Genomic DNA, 17489 nt, shown 5'->3' with positions numbered 1-17489 from the left:
GGGATTAGCAACATGGACGGCGTCACGATCGTTAGTCACCCGCTGGTACAGCACAAGCTGACGCTATTGCGGAGAAAAGACATTTCGACCAAGTCGTTTCGCGAACTCCTCAAGGAGATCGGGATGCTGATTTGCTATGAGGTCACGCGTGACCTGCCGCTGGCCGACGTCGAAATCGAAACGCCACTCGCACACATGAAGTCGCCGCAGATCGCGGGCAAGAAGCTGGTGTTCGCGCCGGTACTGCGTGCCGGGGTCACCTTTGCGGAAGGCATGCTCGATCTGGTACCGACCGCGCGTATCGCGCATATCGGTCTTTACCGCGAACCGGAAACCTTCGTTGCCGTTGAATATTTCTTCAAGGCCCCGAGCGATCTGCATGAGCGGCTGGTGATCGTGATCTCACCGGTACTGGCAACGGCGAACTCCGCCGTCGCCGCGATCGACCGGCTGAAAGAGCGCGGCGCCAACGACATCAGACTGGTGTGCCTGATCGGCGCACCGGAAGGCGTCGAGCGCGTGCGCGGCATTCACCCGGACGTTCCGATCTGGCTCGCCGCGATCGACCAGGGGCTAGACGAAAACGCCTACATTGTGCCCGGTCTCGGCGATGCCGGTGACCGTGCCTATGGCACGAAATAGGCTGATAACCGGAAGCTACGCGGCATCGGCCAACAGGGTCCGGACGATCGGATGATTCCGGTCGGCCAGGCCGTCGATGACGTTGAAATGGTGGCGGCCGGGTTCTTCGACCGTGCAGGTCTGCGCGCCGAGCCCGGTCCAGATGTTGGCAAGCAGGGCGTTCTGGCGGACGAATTCCGGGCGCTCCGCGCTGCCGACCCAGCAGGTCACCCGGGCACCGGGCAAAGGCCGCAACAGCGCGGGGCTTTCGGTTTGCGCTTCGGCGGCGTCGATCCGCAGCTCGGCATTCATCGCGGTCTTCAGCATCGGGCGAAGGTCATGGACGCCCGAGATCGAGACGGTATTGCGGATGCGCGCGCGGGCGACCTCCGACAGCGGCGAAGTCGCCGAAATCATGCGCGTGACCAGATGACCACCGGCGGAGTGGCCCGTCAGGAAAATCGGGCCTTCCACCATCGCGGCCGCCTGCACGATCGCGGCGGCAATTTCGCGCGTAATATCGGCCACGCGAACCGCCGGACAAAGCGTGTAGGAAGGCATCGCCACGGCATAGCCGCTTTCGACGGCGCCGCGCGCGAGGTGTGACCAAAAGCTCTTGTCGAGGGCGCGCCAGAACCCGCCATGGACGAAAACGACGAGGCCCTTTGGTTCGCCCTCGGGACGGAACAGATCGAAGCGGTTTCGCGGCCGCTCGCCGTAGCTGATATCAAGCGTCGCGCGGCCACGCCCCCCTAGTTCATCGCGATAGGTCTGGGCGGGTTGCACCCAGGCCGCCGGCCAGCGTTCGCCACCGGGGATGTTGGGGCCATTGGCGTAGGCGTCGTTCCAGTCGGAAATCTGGTGAAAGATCATGCGGGTCGGTTTCCGTTTGGTCTTGAGTAGCCGGAAGAGGCGCCTACGATCAGGATTCAGTTCGACGACATCTACTCACATCGGCCGCCCGCAGGACAAGTCCAAAAGTACTTTAGACATATAACTTATGGGCTTGAAACAATTCGCCGCCATGCGAGTATCCGCCGCCTGCGAACGAGGCCAATGATGACCGATTTCACGCGAACGCGATCCCTGTTCCATATGCCTGATGGCGTCATCTATCTCGACGGCAACTCGCTCGGTCCCCTGCCCGTCGCGGCGACCGATCGCGTCCGCGGCATGATGACCGAAGAATGGGGAAAACAGCTCATCAGGGGCTGGAACAGCGCCGGCTGGATGGCTCAGCCGCGCCGCATCGGCGACCGTGTCGGCCGGCTGATCGGCGCGCCCGAGGGCACTGTGGTGATCGGCGACACCCTGTCGATCAAGGTCTATCAGGCGCTTGCCGCCGCGCTCGAACTCAATTCCAGCAGGCGGGTGATCCTGTCCGACAACGGCAACTTTCCAACCGATCTCTACATGGCAGAGGGTCTGCTCAGATCGCTCGACCGGGGATACCAGCTCAAGATCGTCTCCCCCGAGGAAGTCGAAGACGCCATCGACGGGGCGATTGCGGTGCTGATGCTGACCGAGGTCGACTATCGCACCGGCCGCCTGCACGACATGAAGGCACTGACGCAGAAAGCGCACGCCGCCGGCGCATTGACGGTTTGGGACCTCGCCCACTCCGCGGGCGCTATTCCGGTCGACGTGTCAGGCGCCAAAGCCGATTTTGCGGTCGGCTGCACCTACAAATATCTCAATGGCGGTCCTGGCGCGCCGGCCTTCATCTATGCCGCACCTGACCATGCCGACATGGCGCGGCCGGCGCTTTCCGGATGGCTGGGGCATCAGGCGCCGTTTGCCTTCGATCTTGATTACCGGGCCGGCGCCGGCATCGAACGGATGCGGGTTGGAACGCCTCCCGTCATTGCGATGGCCGCGCTCGACGCCGCGCTCGATGTCTGGGAGGGCGTCAGCATGAGCGAGGTCCACAAGGCGTCGATCGCGCTGGCCGATCTGTTCATCCGCGAAGTCGAAGCCCGTTGTCCAGAGTTGACGCTAGCCTCGCCGCGGGACGGCAACAAACGCGGCAGCCAGGTGTCGTTTCGCCACGCCAACGGCTACGCGATCATGCAGGCGCTGATCGCGCGCGGCGTGATCGGCGATTTTCGGGCTCCCGATGTGATACGCTTCGGCTTTACGCCGCTCTACATCGGCGAGGCCGAGGTTCGCGCGGCGGTCGATGCGATCGAGGATGTCGTGAACAATCGCCGCTGGGATGCCGCGGAGTATCGCAAAATGGCTGTCGTGACATGACTGAGAAACCCATGACCGAAAAGCCTTTGGACCCCTCCGGCGAGGGCGGCCAGATGTCGTTCGACGGGCGGATGTCCTACAGCGACTATCTGCATCTGGAACGCGTGTTGGACGCGCAGGAACCGCTTTCGGATGCGCATGACGAACTTCTGTTCATCATCCAGCATCAGACCTCCGAACTCTGGATGAAGCTGGCGATCCACGAGATCCGCTCCGCCATCAAGGCGACCCACAACGACGAGCTTCAGCACGCCTTCAAGGTGCTGTCGCGCATCGCCCGAATCTTCGAACAACTCACGGGCGCCTGGGACGTTTTGCGAACGATGACGCCGAGCGAGTATACCGAATTTCGCGGTCAGCTCGGTCAATCGTCGGGCTTCCAGTCGTACCAGTACCGCGCGATCGAATTCCTCGCCGGCAACCGCAATGTTGCGATGCTCGGTCCTCATGCCCATCGCGGCGAGATCGTCGCGAAGCTGGAAGAAATTCTCGGCGAACCCAGTCTCTATGACGAAGCGTTGCTTCTACTCGCGCGCAATGGCTTCGACATCGGCCAAGATGCGCAACGAACGGATTGGCGCACGACGCGGACCGCGAATGACAAGGTGCTGGCTGCCTGGAAGACCGTCTACGCATCTCCCGACAAACACTGGATGCTGTACGAGCTGGCCGAAAAGCTGGTCGATTTCGAAGACTACTTCCGCCGCTGGCGCTTCAACCACGTCACGACGGTCGAGCGCATTATCGGCCTGAAGCGCGGAACCGGCGGCACGTCGGGCGTATCCTATTTGCGCAAGATGCTCGAGGTCGAACTTTTCCCGGAACTTTGGAAAGTGAGAACGGAGCTTTAGGACCTGGAGCACGTCATCCTAAGGTGCGAGCCCAGCGGTGCACTTGCACCGCTGGGCGAGCCTCGAAGGATGGGCCACGGGCGCTTTTCATCCTTCGAGGCGCGCAAGAGCGCGCACCTCAGGATGACGCGATAAGGTGGTGCGCTCCTACCCCAGCTTCGGATGCGTCATGAATTCCTCGATGATCTCGGCGGGCGGCTTGACGAATTCTCCCGCGCGGCTGACGCCGAGGCCGGTGAGACGGCGAAGTTTGACCGCCATTTCCGCCATCTTCACCACGATCGGGATGCCGTTGATAACGGGCGCGCCGTCGATCGCGTGATTGCGGAGCGCGGCAAACAGCAGCATCGGAATGCCGCCACCCGGGATCAGCACTTCGACGCCCTTGGCTACCAGCGGCCGCGCCTGTTCGGCGAACAGCTCTTCCACCTCGCGCGCCAGCGCCTCCGATTCATAGGCCTTCAAGATCTGTCCGGGCTCGAACGTCATGGCGTGGGTGCCCGCAACCCGGCGTTCCAGCCCGTATTTGGCGATCTGGTGGTGGAACCAGGGAATGTAGCGGGGATTGATCGTGATGATGCCGCTGCGCTGGCCAAGTTGGCAGCCGTGGAGCATCGACGATTCGCCGAGTGCCAGAACCGGAATATCGACCACCGAGCGGGCTTCGTAGAGGCCGGCGTCCTGGAAGTGGCCGATCACGAAGGCATCGTATCCCTCGCGTTCAGCCCGCACGGCATTGCAGATCACTTCCCGCGCGCAACGAAATTCGACGATCGCGTGGGCATAGGAATCGTGCGGCGTAATGCCCTTGATGTCGATCGTCGTACCCGGCTCGACGATGTCATCGAGATGTTTGCGCAAACGATCCCAGTAGGTCTTGCCGTTCTCGTAGTCGACGTAGCTCTGATACCAGATGCGGATCGGCTTCATGGCAGGCGTCTCCTTCCGCGCGCGTCCCTAAGGACGACGCGGCGTTTGATGAATGCGGCGCGATCGTCGGGGCCGTGGCTCAGGCCAGCAGCTTCCACGCCCCCTTCTCGAGCGTGACGATGACCCGTGCGCGTTCGTCGACACCGGAATTGTCGTTCTGGGTATAGTTGTAGACGCCATGCGAGCCCACCACGTCCTTGGTGCGGTAGAGCTCATCGCGCAGCGCCGCGCGGAAGGCGGGCGTGCCGGGCGGTGTCGTTGCTAGCGCGCGCTTGGCCGCGGCGGCGAAGACCAGCCAGCCGTCGAAGGAATAGGCCGAGAAGGCATCGGTCGAGGCGACGTTGTTGGCTTTGAGGTGTGCGGCGCGGAATTCCAGGCCGACCTTCTTCACCGGATTGCTGTCGGGCAATTGTTCGGCGACGATCACCGGCCCGGTTGGCGCCAGAACGCCTTCGACCGCTGCGCCGCCGACCCGGATGAAGTCAGGGTTGATCAGGGCATGCGTGCCATAGATCGGGCCGCGAAAACCGCGCTCGCGCAGCGCCAAAAACGGCAGCGCCCCCGGCGTTCCCGAACCGCCGGTCATGACGGCATCGGGTTGGGCGGCGATGATCTTGAGCGTTTGCGCGGTCACCGTGGTATCGGGACGCGCATAGCGCTCGTCTGTCAGGATCTTGATGCCAATGGGCGCGGCCGTCTTGGACAGCGCGTTGTAGACAAGATCGCCCCAGGCGTCGCTGAAGCCGATATAGCCGAGGCTCTTGATGCCGGCTTTTTGCATTTGCGCAACCACGGCCGCGACCATCAACGGCGGCGGTTGCGGAATCGAAATCGCCCAGAAGCCGCCGTCGCCCTTGCCCGCTGTCGGCGGAAGCGGCGAGATGGAAACGAACGGCACCTTCTGCTCGCCGGCGACCGCCGCCATCGCAACCGATCCCGGCAGGCCTGACGTGCCGATCAACAGGTCGACCTTTTCTTCTTCGACAAGCTTGCGGGCATTGCGCGTGGAGGCCGACGGATCGCCGCCATCGTCCATCTGGACCAGCCGGATCTTATGGCCTTCGATCGTGTCGAGGTAAGCCATGGCGGCGGCAATGCCTCTTGAATAGGGAATGCCGATGGAGGCGCCCGGTCCGGTCTGCCCCGTCACGAAACCAACGGAGATGGGAGCGGATTGCGCCCGAAGGATCGCGGGAGCCGCGACGAAACCGGAGAGTGCTGCACCGCCGATGAGAACGTTTCGGCGCGAAATCATCTGTCTGCTCATCGTCGCTACCTCCTGTTGGGCCGCCGGTCAGTCGACGGGGGCCGGGCTACTGAAGAAGTGAGAGACCGGAGCGATGGCAGGCCGCCGGCGGTATGGCCGCCGGTTCATCCCCGCGTCGTGGCTTGATTTATTGTTCACAGCCGCGCCATCCGCCATTCCGGACAAAAATTGTTTTAGACATAAAATATAAAAGCGTGCAGTATGGCCTCAGTCAAGAGGCAATTCACATGATCAACTTACCGATTAAAGTTGCAATTCATGCCTTATGGCCGAAGGCCGAGGGTGTCGCCGATCTGGCTCGAAAGGATCGTGCTGGCCTGATCGTAGAGTCCGGTCATCACGTGCAGGATCGAGGTCGCCTGCTGCAAAGCGTCCTGGGTACCGGACATGCTGCCGACCAGACGCACCAGGGTGTCGCGCCGGTGCTGCAGATAAGCGTCGACGATCGCACGACCGGACTCGGTCGGCACGTAAGTGGTGTTGCGGCGCGAGGCGCCATTGCTCGCTTTCTCGATAAAACCCAGCGAAAGCAGCTTTTTCAGCCCGTATTGCAGGTTGGCAAGATCATCGCGATGCAGAAGCCGCGCCACATCGCTCAGGCCCTTCGGCGTGCCATTCAGATGAAGCACGTGCAGGATCGAGGCCTCGGTGCCGCCCAGCGCGTTCGTTGGCATGGCGCCCAGACAGTCGCGCCGCCAGCGCGCGAACGCCGAACCGAAGTGCCAGGCGGCATATTCGAACGCATTCACGGTCTGCTCGATCGGCGAAATCTCGGCGACCGGCTCGGTGACCACTGCCGCTATTTGCGCCGAAACTGCTTGTTTTTTGGCCACAGAATGCCTCCTCAAATATCAATTTCAAACGGCAATTTAATGTATTAACCTGACTAATCAAGGTGCTGGATCGCATGACGACTGAAATCGCCATCATTCTGCTGCTCGATGGGATCGCCAATGGCGCCATCTATCTGCTGGCTGGCCTCGGCCTCGTGCTGATCTTTTCGGTTACCCGCGTCGTGTTCGTGCCGTTCGGCGATATCACGGCGTTTTGCGTGCTCTCGATCGCCGCGTTCGAACTTGGCCGGGTGCCGGGCACGATCTGGGTGGTCGCGATCCTGGCCGTCATCGCAACCGTTGTCGATGCCGCCGGTCATTACCGATCCGGCGAACACGCGCGGATTCCACGTTCAATTTTCTTGTATGGCCTGCTGCCGCTTATTCCCTGCGTGCTGGCCTGGGTCGCCGCATCCTACGCCCTGCCCCAAGTGGTGCAGATCGTCCTTGCGCTGGTGCTCGTGCTGCCGATCGCGCCGCTGCTCGACCGCATTGCGTTCCGGCCCGCCGCCGATGCTTCCGTGCTGGTCCTGCTCATCATCGCGCTGGCCGTCCATTTCGCGATCAGCGGACTGGGCCTGATGGCCTTCGGCGCCGAGGGTTTCCGCATTCGGCCATTGGTCAATGGCATCTACAGCTTTGGCGGCGTCATCGTATCGGCGCAGGTCCTGCTGATGCTGGTCACCGCCGCCCTGCTCAGCCTGCTGTTCTTCCTGTTCTTCGAGCGCTCGATGTCGGGCCGGGCGCTGCGCGCGACCGCGGTCAACCGCATCGGCGCGCGGCTCGTCGGTATCCGGCCGGCACGTACCGGTACGATCGCCTATTTCATCGCCTCGCTGCTTGCCGGCGTCTCCGCCATCCTGATCGGCCCGACCACGACGATCTATTACGATTCCGGTTTCATGATCGGGCTGAAAGCCTTTATCGGCGCCATCATCGGCGGCTTCACCAGCTATCCGATCGCAGCGCTCGGCGCCGTCTTCGTCGGCATCATGGAGAGCTACGCCTCGTTCTGGAGCAGTTCCTACAAGGAAGTGATCGTGTTCGGCCTCTTGATCCCGGTGCTGCTCTGGCAGTCCTGGAAGTCGGCCGGGCATGCCGATGAGGAAGGCGAGGAAATGGAAATGCCCGATGCGATCGCGCTGAGCGCGCCGCTTCGCATCGGCCTGATCAGCGCCACCGTCGTCGCCCTGCTGATCGCCCCTGCACTGCTCGGCAGCTTCGCCATTACGCTCCTCAACTATATCGGCATCTCCGCGCTGGTCGCGCTCGGGCTGGTGTTGCTGACCGGCATCGGCGGCATGACGTCTTTCGGGCAAGCCGCCTTTGTCGGCATCGCGGCCTATGCGACGGCCTGGGCGACCGTGACGCTCGATTTGTCGCCGTGGCTAGGATTGCTGCTGGCGCTGGCAATGACCGGGCTTGCGGCGCTGGCGATCGGCGCGCTGACGCTGCGGCTCGGCGGGCATTTTCTCTCGCTCAGCACGATCGCCTGGGGCATCTCGATCTATTTCCTGTTCGGCAATGTCCCGGGCCTCGGGCAGAACACCGGCATGGCCGGCATCCCACCGATCACCATCGCCTCGATCTCACTGATTTCCTCGCAAACCATCTTCTATCTGATTTGGCTGATGGTCGGGCTCGCCATGCTCGCGAGTGCCAACCTGCTCAATTCCCGCGAGGGCCGTGCGATCCGAAGCCTTCGTGGCGGCGGCGTTCTGCTGGCAAGCATGGGCGTCAACATCTTTCGAATCCGCCTTGTCACCTTCGTGATCGCGGCGCTGCTCGCCGGGCTGGCCGGCTGGCTCTATGCGCACATGAACCGGTTCATCAGCCCGGCCCCGTTCGACGTCAAACCCGGCATCGAGTATCTGCTGATGGCGATGGCGGGCGGTGCCGGCCATATCGCGGGCGCGGTTGCCGGTTCCGCCTTGATCACGCTGCTCAAGAACTGGTTGCAGGATGTGCTGCCGCTGGTGACGAAGAACCCGGCGCAATTCGAGATCATCGCTTTCAGCATCCTCCTTGTCCTGCTGCTGCAGAATGCCCGCGGCGGCCTCATTGCGTTCATCGCCAAACGCCTGCCCAAGGGCACGCGCCCGCCGCCCGCGGCCGCCGAGGCGATGCCGCGCCGCGCACTGCCGGAAAATGGCACGCTGATTCTGAACGTCGAAAACGCCGTGAGGACGTTCGGCGGACTGACCGCCGTCAACAAGGTCAGTTTTGATCTCAAGGCCGGCGAGATCCTCGGCCTGATTGGTCCGAACGGCGCCGGCAAGAGCACGATGTTCAACCTGTTGACCGGAGCGTTGCAGGCCAACGCCGGCCGGATCAGTTTCCTGGGCGAGGACATCACGTACCGTCCGCAGATGGAAATCGCGCGCATGGGCATCGCGCGTACGTTCCAGCACGTGAAGCTGCGGCCGAACATGAGCCTGATCGACAACGTCGCGCTCGGCGCCTACGCGCGCACCGCGACCGGCTTCCTGAAGAGCGCGCTTCGCCTCGATCGCGCCGAAGAGCGTCGGACGCTGCACGAAGCCCAGCGGCAATTGCAGCGCGTCGGCCTCGGCGACAAACCTTACGAACTTGCCGGCAACCTTCCGCTCGGCGGACAGCGCATCCTTGAAGTTGCCCGCGCGCTGGCGGCCGATCCCGTGCTGGTAGTACTGGATGAGCCGGCCGCAGGCCTGCGACCGCCCGAGAAAGAGGCGCTGGCCAAGGTGTTGCGCCAGATTCGCGACGAAGGCGTCACGATCCTGATCGTCGAGCATGACATGGATTTCGTCATGGGGCTGGTCGACCGGTTGGTGGTCATGGAGTTCGGCTGCAAACTGGTCGAGGGAAATCCGGCAGCGGTCCGCGCCGATCCGAAGGTGCAGGAAGCCTATCTCGGAGGCGTATTATGAGCGCGATGCTCGAGATTTCAGACCTTCATGTCGCTTACGGCAAGGTCGAAGCCGTGCGCGGCGTGTCGCTGTCACTGCAGAGAGGCCAGATCGTCACGGTGATCGGGCCGAACGGCGCGGGCAAGACTACCCTCCTTGCAGCCACCATTGGCCTGCTGCCATCGCGCGGCCGGCTCATCTTCGAAGGCCAGGATCTGCTGAAGCTCGACGTCGAGGCGCGCGTCGAGCACGGCTTCTGCCTGGTGCCCGAGACGCGGGAATTGTTTGGAGAGTTGACGGTCTACGACAATCTCGTGCTCGGGGCCTACCCGCGCCGTTCGGATCGTGCCTTCGTCGCCCGCGCGCTCGACGAGACCTATGGGCGTTTCCCGCGCCTCGCCGAACGGCGCGCGCAACGCGCCGACACGCTGTCCGGCGGCGAGCGCCAGATGCTCGCGCTTGGCCGCGCGCTGATGTCGGCGCCGCGGCTGCTGATGCTCGACGAGCCCAGCCTCGGCCTCGCACCGCTGATCGTGCGTGACATCCTGCGCATCGTGTCTGGCCTGCGCGATGCCGGGGTCTCGATCCTGCTCGTTGAGCAGAATGCGAAGGCGGCGCTCGAAATCGCCGACTACGGCTACGTGCTGGAAACCGGCGAGATCGTGCTCGACGGTGAAGCCGCCAGCCTGCTCGGCGATGCCCGTGTGCAGGCAACTTATCTCGGCGGAGGGCATTGACCGCCATGGCAAACCGCATTGCAAGTTATGATGGGGTCGCCGTCGCGGTCCCCGTCACTGTGCCCTATGAGCGATTCTCCATCCGTGGCGCGCACTGGTTCATCGCCCGCGCGCTGAAGGCCCTGGTTGATGGCGCCGGGATTTCCAAGGACGAGATCGACGGCCTGTGCGTGGGGAGTTTTACATTGGCGCCCGACAGCGCCGTCGGCCTGACCCAGCATCTCGGCCTCTCGCCGCGCTGGCTCGATCACGTGCCGATGGGCGGCGCGTCCGGCATTGTCAGCCTCCGCCGCGCCACACGCGCGGTTCAGGCGGGTGACGCCGAGATCGTTGCCTGCATCGCCGGCGACACCAACCACGTCGACAGTTTCCGGCTCAGCACCGCGACCTTCAGCATGTTCGCGCAGGATGCGGTCTATCCCTATGGCGCAGGCGGACCGAACACCAGTTTTGCCTTTCTCACCGCCTATTACATGCGCACCTATGGCGCGAAGCCTGAGGATTTCGGCAAGCTCTGCGTCGCGCAGCGCTCGAACGCGTTGCAATTTCCGCATGCGCTGTTCAAGAAGCCGCTGACGCTGGACGAGTATCTTAACGCCCGGCCGGTGGCCGACCCGCTTCGGCTGTTCGATTGCGTGATGCCTTGCGCCGGCGCCGAAGCATTTCTTGTCATGAGCGAGGACCGCGCACGGCGCCTCGGATTGCCGCACGCGCGGCTGCGAGGTGCCATCGAACGGCACAATGCCTTCCCTGACGATCCCGTGCAGCACCGCGGCGGCTGGGCAATGGACCGCGATCGCCTGTACGAAAGCGCAGGCGTCGGGCCTCAAGACATCGACCTGCTCGAGGCCTATGACGATTACCCTGTGATCTGCGTGCTGCAGCTCGAGGATCTCGGCTTCTGCGGCAAGGGCGAAGGGCCGGACTTCATTCGTCGCCACACCTTCGAGGCGAACGGCAGCTTTCCCTTCAACACCTCGGGTGGCCAATTGTCGGTCGGTCAGGCCGGTGCCGCCGGCGGCACGCTCGGGATCGTCGAGGCGCTCCGGCAAGTCACGGGACAGCCGCTCGGCGCCCGGGTCGAGAACGCGCGTCATGCGCTGGTCTCCGGATTTGGCATGATCAACTTCGACCGGGGCCTATGCACCGGCGCCGCCATTCTCGCCGCAACATGATTGGAACTTGATGATGAGTGAAACAATCAAACGGCCGAAGCGCAAGAATCCAATTCTAAAGACGCGCGCGCCGACGCTGCCGCCGGATCGCCGCAGCCGGATTGCGCTCGGCCTCGTTCGCGGCGCGGCATTGGGCAATTTGGAACTACAATGCTGCGCGGCCTGTGGCGCCGTGCAATACCCGCCACGCGAGGCCTGCGTGCGCTGCCTGTCGGCCGAACTCGAATGGACCGTGATGAGCGGACGCGGCGAACTCGTCAGCGAGACCACGTTGCATCATTCCCAAGAGTTGTTCTTTCGCGAACGCATGCCCTGGCGGCTTGGACTGGTCCGTCTCGCCGAAGGTGTCAGCCTCGTCGTCCACCTCGACGCGCGCTGCGGCCCGGCGCCGTCGCCGATCATCGTGGAGGCCGTGCTCGACCGCGCCGGCCAGGCCGCACTCGTCGCGAGGCCCGATGGTGGCAATACCGCACTCGCCGACGAGCCGAAGCTGCGCAACTTCACGTCGGATCCAAGATTCCGCAAAGTGCTGGTCACCGACGCCAAGTCGCCGGTCGGCCAAGCCGTCGTGAAAGCAGTGCTCGAAGCCGGCGCCGATCTCGTCTGGGCCGGCCATTGCGAACCCTGGAAGAACCCGCCGGGCTGGCCCGCGATCGCCGAACTGCCCAAGGTGACGCTGGTCCCCCTCGATGTCACCGACACCAAATCGGTCAATGAACTTGCCGCCGAACTCGGCTTCAAGGTCGATATCGTGATCAACACATCAGAGCATCATCGCACGTTTGGCATTTTCGGCCGCGCCGGTGTCGAAACCGCACGGGCGGAGATGGAGACTAATTGCTTCGGCCTGTTGCGGCTGGCCCAGGCGTTCGGTCCGGTGATGCAGTCACGCGGCGCCGATGGCGAAACCAGCGCGGTGGCCTGGGTCAATCTGCTGTCGATCTATGCGCTGTCCAATTTTCCGCAGCACGCGACCTATTCGGCATCGATGGCCGCGGCCCTTTCGGTGGCGCAGGCGCTGCGCGCCGAAATGCGCACCGCCGGGATCAGGGTCGTCAACATCTTTCCGGGACCAATCGACGACGAATGGAATCAACTGCTGCTGCCGCCAAAATTGGCGCCATCGGCGGTCGCCCGCGCCATCGTCGGCGCGCTCAAAGGATCGGTTGAAGACGTCTATCCCGGCGATATCGCGCAGGACTGGCTCGCCCGCTTCCGCGACAATCCCAAGGCACTGGAACGGGAGCTTGGCCGATGAAACCGCATGATCCGGCGCCCGGCATGGAAGTCCTCGCGGGTTTCACCACGGCGCTCGCCACCGGCGCGATCCGCATCGTCGATCTGACGCAGACGTTGGGTCCCGATTTTCCGAGCATCGTGATGCCGCCGGAAATAGGCCAGAGCCGCGCCTTCCGCATGGAAGAGATTTCGCGGTACGACGAACGCGGCGGCGCCTGGTACTGGAATAATCTGTCCTTTGGCGAACATACCGGCACGCATTTCGACGCCCCGATCCACTGGGTTTCGGGCCGCGACCTTCCCAACAGCTCCACCGATACGATCCCGGTTGCCGATTTCATTGCGCCCGCCGTGGTGATCGACTGCTCCAAAGAATCCGCTGCCGATGCCGACTTCCTGCTGACGCCGGATTTCATCAAGGCCTGGGAAGCTGTGCACGGCGAAATCCCGCCGCGATGCTGGGTGCTGATGCGCACCGACTGGTCGAAGAAGACCGATCCGGCGGCCTATCAGAATTTCGACGAGACCGGGCAGCACACGCCCGGCCCCGATCCCGACGCCGTGCGTTTCCTGCTGAATGAGCGCGACGTGCTCGGTTTCGGCACCGAAACCATCGGCACCGATGCGGGCCAGGCGGCGCATTTCCTGCCACCCTATCCGTGCCACTACTACATGCACGGTGCCGGACGCTATGGTCTGCAATGCCTGACCAATCTCGACCTGCTGCCGCCGACCGGCGCCTCGCTGATCGCGCCGCCGCTGAAGATCCAGCAGGGCAGCGGCAGCCCATTGCGCGTGCTGGCGCTGGTGCCTTCAAATCCTGCGGGAGCGCCCCGCCCATGAGCCTCCGTGCGCCCGGCATGATTGAGCTGCCACCTGATGACCGGACGCTGCCGCGCATGCTCGAGATTCAGGCCGGCCGCCACGGTGACCGGACGTTGCTGTCGTGCGCAAACGATTCATGGACCTTTCGCGAGGCGCGCGACATCGCGGCCGGCCGTGCCGCGACATTGCGCGCGGCGGGCATTGCAGCCGGTGACCGGGTCGCGATCCTCTGCTCCAATCGCCTGGAGATGCTGGAAATCGTTTTGGGCTGTGGCTGGATCGGCGCCATCGCGGTCCCGATCAACACCGCGGCGATGGGACCGCAGATCGGTTATTACCTGCGGAATAGCGGCGCGCGGCTGTTCGCGATCGAGGCGCAATTCGTGGAACGCCTGGCCCATGTCTCCAAAGGCATGGCATCGCTTGGCTCAATCTGGGTGATCGGCGGCGATGCCCTGCCCGACGGTGTCGTGCCATCGATGGAGGTCATACCGCCACGCGCCGCCGCGATCTCGGCGGCGCCCGTCAGTCCCGGCGATACACTCGCCATCATCTATACCAGCGGCACCACGGGTCCATCCAAAGGCGTGATGTGCCCGCATGCGCAATATTACTGGTGGGGCATCCACTCCGGCCGCATTTTTGGCCTGACGGCAGACGACGTGCTTTGCACCACCCTGCCGCTGTTCCATATCAATGCCCTCAACACGTTTGCGCAGGCGCTCCTCAGCGGCGCGCGGATGGTCCTCGAACCGCGCTTCTCGGCCTCCGGCTTCTGGCCGGCTATGATCCAGAGCGAAGCAACCGTGATCTATCTGCTCGGCGCCATGGTGCCGATCCTGCTGGCGGGTGAACCGCGCGCGGACGAGCGCGGACACCAAATCCGCACCGGGCTCGGACCAGGGGTTCCTGCTAACCTTGGCGCGACGTTCACCGCGCGCACCGGGGTTACGCTGCTCGAAGGCTACGGTTCGACCGAAACCAATTTCGTCATCGGCGCATCGGCGGAAACACAGAACCCGGGAACCATGGGCCGTATCGTCGACGGTTTTCAGGCGCGCGTCGTCGATGTCAACGATGTTGAACTGCCGGATGGCGAGGCCGGTGAACTCGTACTGCGCGCTGACGAGCCGTTTGCGTTTGCGAGCGGCTATTTCGGCATGGCCGAGAAGACCGTGGAAGCCTGGCGGAATCTCTGGTTCCATACCGGCGATCGGGTCATCCGTGACGAGAACGGCTATTTCCGGTTCGTCGACCGGCTCAAGGATGCGATCCGCCGGCGCGGCGAGAACATCTCGTCCTATGAGGTTGAGCAGGTGCTGCTGGCTCACCCTGATATCGAAATGACGGCGGTCTTTCCCGTGCGCTCGGAACTTGCCGAGGATGAAGTGATGGCCGCGATCGTGGTGCGGCCGGGAGCCGCGATCCCGCCCGTCGAACTGATGCAATTTTGTGCGCCGCGGCTGCCCCGTTTCGCAGTGCCCCGCTTCATCGATTTTGTCGCGGACCTGCCGCGGACGGAGAACGGCAAGATCCGGAAATACGAGCTGCGCGAACGCGGCGTGACCGCGTCGACCTGGGATCGCGAAGCGGTCGGCTACCGGCTGAAGCGGGGAGCCACGTAAATGGATAGTTATTTGACACTTAAAATATGTCGGCTTAGCATTTTGACCGATGTGCCGCCGTCGCTTGAGCCGAAGGAAATGCGTCATGGCTGAACGCTCTTTCGCCCGAGAGGTCCAGGACCTCAAACTAGGCAACGGGGAAATCTTCCATGGCGAAGGCATTCTGGCCATCACCAAGGCGCTGCTGCAGTCCGGCGTCGGCTATGTCGGCGGCTACCAGGGCGCACCGATCTCACATCTGATGGACGTTTTGGCGGATGCGCAGGACATTCTCGGCGATCTCGGCGTGCACTTCGAAACCTCGGCGAACGAGGCGGCTGCGGCCGCAATGCTTTCCGCCTCCGTGATGTATCCGATCCGCGGCGCGGTGACCTGGAAATCGACCGCCGGCACCAACGTCGCCTCCGACGCGCTGTCCAATCTCGCCTCCGGCGGCGTCACCGGCGGCGCGTTGATCGTGATCGGCGAAGATTACGGCGAAGGCTCCTCCATCATGCAGGAGCGCAGCCACGCCTTTGCGATGAAATCCCAGATCTGGCTGCTCGATCCCCGCCCCAACCTCGAATCTATCGTCAAGGCCGTCGAGGACGGATTTGAGCTGTCGGAAGCGACCAACACGCCCGTGATGCTGGAAGTGCGCATCCGATCCTGCCATGTCCACGGCCGCTTTGCCGCCAAGGACAACAAGCGCCCGGCATTCACGATGGCGCAGGCGCTGGAAAACCCGCAGCGTGATACCAACCGCATCGTGCTGCCGCCGGCCTCCTACATGCACGAGAAGGAAAAGATAGAGCAGCGCTGGCCGGCCGCGGTTTCCTTCATCAAGGCGCGCAAGCTCAACGAAGTCTTCGAGGGCGATATCGATGACGTCGGCATCATCCTGCAGGGCGGCATGTATAATGGCGTGATCCGCGCGCTGCAGGGGTTTGGCCTGGCGGACGTGTGGGGTAACACCCGCATTCCGCTCTACGTCATGAACGTGACCTATCCCTTGATCGACGATGAGCTGATCGCCTTCTGCCAATCGAAGCGCGCGGTGCTGATGGTCGAGGAGGGACAGCCTGACTACATCGAACAGGCCCTGCATAAGGTCCTGCGCAAGGCCGATGTCCCGACCAAGATCTACGGCAAGGGCGAGTTGCCGATCGGCGGCGAATATACCGCGGCCGTGATGGCGGCGGGTGTTCGTAAATTCCTCACCTCCGCCGCGCCCGAAGTGCTGCCGGACCATATCCGCGCGCCGAACGATCCATCGATCCTGGCCCATGACAAGATCAAGGCGCTGGCTGAAGTGGTGCCGGCGCGCCCGCCCGGCTTCTGCACCGGTTGCCCGGAGCGACCGATCTTCGCCGCGATGAAGCTCGTCGAAAAGGACCTCGGCCCGCATCATGTCGCGGCCGATATCGGCTGCCATTTGTTCTCGATCCTCCCGCCGTTCAACATCGGCGCGACGACGATGGGCTATGGGCTTGGACCGGCCTCGGCATCCGCGTTCAATGTGAAGGCGGACAAGCGCTCGATTTCGATCATGGGTGATGGCGGTTTCTGGCACAACGGCCTGAGCAGCGGCATCGGCAATGCCGTCTACAACCAGCATGACGGCGTTATCCTGGTGGTCGACAACCATTATACCTCGGCCACCGGCGGCCAGGACATCCTGTCGTCCCGCGCCGACAACAAGTCGCGCTCGACCAACCACCCGATCACCGAGGCAGTCAAAGGCATCGGCGCCAAATGGGTGCGCCAGATCGACCGCACCTATGACGTCGGCAAAATGCGCGACACGCTGAAGGAAGCGCTCACCAGCACCGACAAGGGACCGAAGGTGATCGTCGCCTCCTCCGAATGCATGCTGAACAAGCAGCGCCGGATCAAGCCGCTGTTCAACAAGGCCGTGAAGGGTGGCGAGCGCGTCGTGCGCGAGCGCTTTGGCGTCGATGAGGACGTCTGCACCGGCGACCATGCCTGCATCCGGCTGTCCGGCTGCCCCTCGCTTTCGGTCAAGCACACCAGCGATCCGCTGAAGGACGATCCGGTCGCCGCGATCGACAATAGCTGCGTCGGCTGCGGCAATTGCGGCGAGGTGGCCGAGGCCGCCGTGCTGTGCCCGTCATTCTACCGCGCCGACATCATCCACAACCCGACCGGCTTCGATCAGTTCATGGCGAAGCTGCGCGGCGGCGTCATCGGCTTCCTGCAGCGACGCCGCGACCGTCGCCGTCTCGCGCTGGTTTGAAGGCATGGC

At 63.4% G+C, this 17489-nt stretch carries 14 protein-coding genes; 10 read left to right on the top strand and 4 right to left on the bottom strand.

What is annotated here, in order from left to right; genetic code table 11:
- The first annotated feature begins 12 nt into the window (after positions 1 to 12).
- Entirely contained in the window at positions 13 to 642 is a 630-nt protein-coding gene (gene upp, locus JQ609_RS27510; protein ID WP_212205784.1) for a uracil phosphoribosyltransferase, read from the top strand.
- A gap of 15 nt (positions 643 to 657) precedes the next feature.
- On the opposite strand, the gene JQ609_RS27505 is transcribed toward upp, so the two are convergent.
- Positions 658 to 1494, bottom strand: a complete 837-nt coding sequence (locus JQ609_RS27505) for an alpha/beta hydrolase (RefSeq protein WP_212205782.1) — start codon at positions 1492 to 1494, stop codon at positions 658 to 660.
- Between the two features lie 186 nt (positions 1495 to 1680).
- Here JQ609_RS27505 and kynU point away from each other — a divergent pair, with 186 nt between their 5' ends.
- Positions 1681 to 2874: a kynureninase gene (gene kynU / locus JQ609_RS27500; protein ID WP_212276022.1), complete on the top strand. Its 1194-nt coding sequence runs from the start codon at positions 1681 to 1683 to the stop codon at positions 2872 to 2874.
- Between the two features lie 11 nt (positions 2875 to 2885).
- Positions 2886 to 3725, top strand: coding sequence for a tryptophan 2,3-dioxygenase (kynA, locus tag JQ609_RS27495; RefSeq protein ID WP_212276050.1), 840 nt, complete (start codon positions 2886 to 2888; stop codon positions 3723 to 3725).
- Positions 3726 to 3872: 147 nt separating this feature from the next.
- Here the strand turns inward: kynA and JQ609_RS27490 are convergent, their stop codons facing one another.
- From JQ609_RS27490 to JQ609_RS27480, 3 genes are all read right to left on the bottom strand, one after another.
- Positions 3873 to 4655 carry an aspartate/glutamate racemase family protein gene (locus JQ609_RS27490; protein WP_249128477.1) on the bottom strand — a complete coding sequence of 261 codons (783 nt, stop codon included), beginning with the start codon at positions 4653 to 4655 and terminating at the stop codon, positions 3873 to 3875.
- A 79-nt stretch (positions 4656 to 4734) separates the two neighbouring features.
- Positions 4735 to 5922 (bottom strand): ABC transporter substrate-binding protein, encoded by a 1188-nt coding sequence (locus tag JQ609_RS27485; protein ID WP_249119013.1) that lies wholly within the window; start codon positions 5920 to 5922, stop codon positions 4735 to 4737.
- Positions 5923 to 6185: 263 nt separating this feature from the next.
- Entirely contained in the window at positions 6186 to 6755 is a 570-nt protein-coding gene (locus tag JQ609_RS27480) for a winged helix DNA-binding protein (RefSeq protein ID WP_212205780.1), read from the bottom strand.
- A gap of 74 nt (positions 6756 to 6829) precedes the next feature.
- Here JQ609_RS27480 and JQ609_RS35305 point away from each other — a divergent pair, with 74 nt between their 5' ends.
- The 7 genes from JQ609_RS35305 to JQ609_RS27440 all read left to right on the top strand — a co-directional run bounded on the left by JQ609_RS35305 (position 6830) and on the right by JQ609_RS27440 (position 17480).
- Positions 6830 to 9664, top strand: coding sequence for an ABC transporter permease subunit (locus JQ609_RS35305; RefSeq protein ID WP_249128476.1), 2835 nt, complete (start codon positions 6830 to 6832; stop codon positions 9662 to 9664).
- Positions 9661 to 10380, top strand: a complete 720-nt coding sequence (locus JQ609_RS27465) for an ABC transporter ATP-binding protein (RefSeq protein ID WP_212205778.1) — start codon at positions 9661 to 9663, stop codon at positions 10378 to 10380. Before JQ609_RS35305 ends, JQ609_RS27465 begins: the two co-directional genes overlap by 4 nt.
- Positions 10381 to 10385: 5 nt before the next feature.
- Positions 10386 to 11555, top strand: a complete 1170-nt coding sequence (locus JQ609_RS27460) for a thiolase family protein (RefSeq protein WP_212276021.1) — start codon at positions 10386 to 10388, stop codon at positions 11553 to 11555.
- Between the two features lie 13 nt (positions 11556 to 11568).
- Positions 11569 to 12813: an SDR family NAD(P)-dependent oxidoreductase gene (locus JQ609_RS27455; RefSeq protein WP_212276020.1), complete on the top strand. Its 1245-nt coding sequence runs from the start codon at positions 11569 to 11571 to the stop codon at positions 12811 to 12813.
- Positions 12810 to 13637, top strand: a complete 828-nt coding sequence (locus JQ609_RS27450; protein WP_249128473.1) for a cyclase family protein — start codon at positions 12810 to 12812, stop codon at positions 13635 to 13637. Before JQ609_RS27455 ends, JQ609_RS27450 begins: the two co-directional genes overlap by 4 nt.
- On the top strand, positions 13634 to 15244 hold the full coding sequence (locus JQ609_RS27445; RefSeq protein ID WP_212276019.1) for an ATP-dependent acyl-CoA ligase: 1611 nt from the start codon (positions 13634 to 13636) through the stop codon (positions 15242 to 15244). Before JQ609_RS27450 ends, JQ609_RS27445 begins: the two co-directional genes overlap by 4 nt.
- A gap of 85 nt (positions 15245 to 15329) precedes the next feature.
- The gene (locus JQ609_RS27440) at positions 15330 to 17480 is read left to right on the top strand and encodes an indolepyruvate ferredoxin oxidoreductase subunit alpha (RefSeq protein ID WP_212276018.1); all 2151 of its coding nucleotides are present in this window, start codon (positions 15330 to 15332) and stop codon (positions 17478 to 17480) included.
- Positions 17481 to 17489: the final 9 nt, after the last annotated feature.

Origin of the sequence: Bradyrhizobium sp. AUGA SZCCT0169 (genome assembly GCF_018130085.1) — a bacterium.
Lineage (GTDB): Bacteria > Pseudomonadota > Alphaproteobacteria > Rhizobiales > Xanthobacteraceae > Bradyrhizobium.
The sequence above is the reverse complement of the archived record's forward strand: the minus strand, read 5'-3'. Positions and strand labels throughout refer to the sequence as shown.